The 1,966-nt window shown below is 45.8% G+C and carries 1 protein-coding gene and 2 pseudogenes; all 3 read left to right on the forward strand.

Going from position 1 to position 1,966, the window contains the following annotated elements; all coding sequences use genetic code 11:
- Positions 1-239: pseudogene (locus PSI17_RS16615) on the forward strand (DUF927 domain-containing protein); the annotation flags it as partial.
- Between the two features lie 91 nt (positions 240-330).
- Positions 331-1,305: an IS30 family transposase gene (locus PSI17_RS16620; protein ID WP_273553020.1), complete on the forward strand. Its 975-nt coding sequence runs from the start codon at positions 331-333 to the stop codon at positions 1,303-1,305.
- Positions 1,306-1,966, forward strand: a pseudogene (locus tag PSI17_RS16625) (DUF927 domain-containing protein); the annotation flags it as partial. It lies immediately after the preceding gene.

The following is a 1,966-nucleotide window of genomic DNA, read 5'->3' on the forward strand; positions in this document are numbered from 1 at the left end:
GCAAGGTAAAAGAAGCATTCTTTGAAGAAATGACCTACTGCGGAAAAGATAAAACCTATTTACCGCAAGGCTTCCGGTTGACGCAAGAATATTTATGGTATGACAAGCTCGTCAATAAATCGGATGGTGATACCGAAGTCAGGAACATCAAAATTAGTAGCCCGATAAAAGTGACTGCAATTACCTGTGATGCTGACAGTAGTAATTACGGGCGTTTATTAGAATGGGAGGAGCTGAATTAACATATTAAGTGCAATCGGCGGGGTATTAAAAGGAGTGAGTCAACTGTGATACATTTCATGGCTCTCACACCTGAAATCATGGCCTGATATGCATAAACAAACCAGACAGTACCGACAGTTGACTCTTGGGCAAAGATATCAGCTTCAAGCCCTGTATAACAAGGGTTTTCCACAATATCAGATTGCTGAAGCGCTGGGTGTACATGCCAGCACGGTTTCACGTGAACTGAAACGCAATGCAAACGATAAGCAATATTGTGCTAACTCGGCAGAAATATTGAAGAATCATCGAAAAAAGACGGCTTTTAAGTTTAAAAAACATCATCCGCGGCATGAGAATATCTTGTCTGAAGGATTATCAATGGGTTGGTCGCCAGAGAATATTCACTACCGAATGCGTCTGGAGTGTCCGGAGATAACCCTTAGCCACAGCACGCTTTATCGGCGTATCCGCGAAGATCGTGACGCCGGAGGCTCGCTTTACAAGCGGTTACCCCGCTTTGGTAAAACGCGTAGGAAAGGCGGTAAACGTCAGGCTGGCCAGAGCCACATCCCGAATCGGGTGGATATCAGTCAACGTCCTGCTATTGCGGATAAACGGGCTCGCACCGGCGATTTTGAAGGGGACACGATATACGGTCAGGATGCTTATCTGGTCACACTGGTTGATCGGAAAAGCCGATTATTGTTAATGGCAAAAACCCAAAATAGAACGGCAGAATCGGTATCCAACGTCATGAATACATTGTTAAATCGTGTTTCATCAGTTCACACAGTAACATTGGATAACGGTGGCGAATTCGCCCGGCATGAAAAGGTCAGCCAATCAACAAAGGCTCAAATCTACTTTGCCCGACCTTATGCCAGTTATCAGCGAGGAACGAATGAAAATACAAATGGTTTAGTTCGACGTCAATGGCCTAAAGGAACGGCTTTTGGTTCACTCACAGAGCAAGATGTCAGTGATTTAGAATTAAGATTAAATATGACACCAAGAAAGGTTTTAAATGGATTAACACCCATCGAAGCCTATACGGGGCGCATATTGCACTTATTGTGTTAATCCAGCCTTGAAGGTACAGCCTGCCGCCGTAATGATGCAACGTTGATGCTGGACGAAATCAGAGAAGTTGACGGGCGTGAAGCGGGTAATATTGCCTATATGCTGGCAAATGGTCAGGGTAAGGCCAGAGCGAAAACAGACGGAAGCGTCAGAGAAACCAACCGCTGGAATTTACTTTTCTTATCAACAGGGGAACTCTCTTTAGTTGAACATGCGGCGAATGCTGGCGAACGCACTTATGCCGGTGTGGAAGTGCGTATGATCCAAATTCCGAGTGATTCAGGTAAACACGGTGTGTTTGAAGAATTGTACCAGTTTGCCAGCGGTAAATCACTGGTGGAGTACCTTGAACAGGCCGTGACTAAATATCATGGCGCACCGTTCCGCGACTGGCTGAAATACCTCACTCATGATCTGACGTCTATTTCAGGAACGGCTAAAGCCTTATTGAAAGAATATACGGCAAACATGATGCCAGAGAATGCAGGTAATCAGGTTGGCCGTGCAATTACCCGTTTTGCCCTTGTTGCTATGGCGGGAGAAATCGCAACGCGAGCAGGAATTACAGGCTGGCAACAAGGGGAAGCGTATGCAGCGGCTGAAAAGTGTTTAGCGGCATGGATGAAAGAGCGGGGACACACCGCGAATCAGGAAGATATTA

The sequence above is a fragment of the Xenorhabdus sp. IM139775 genome (genome assembly GCF_028598745.1).
Classification (GTDB): domain Bacteria; phylum Pseudomonadota; class Gammaproteobacteria; order Enterobacterales; family Enterobacteriaceae; genus Xenorhabdus.

Coding starts and splice junctions, on each gene's coding strand:
- PSI17_RS16620 (WP_273553020.1), top strand. CDS start 331: ATGCATAAACAAACCAGACAGTACCGACAGTTGACTCTTGGGCAAAGA.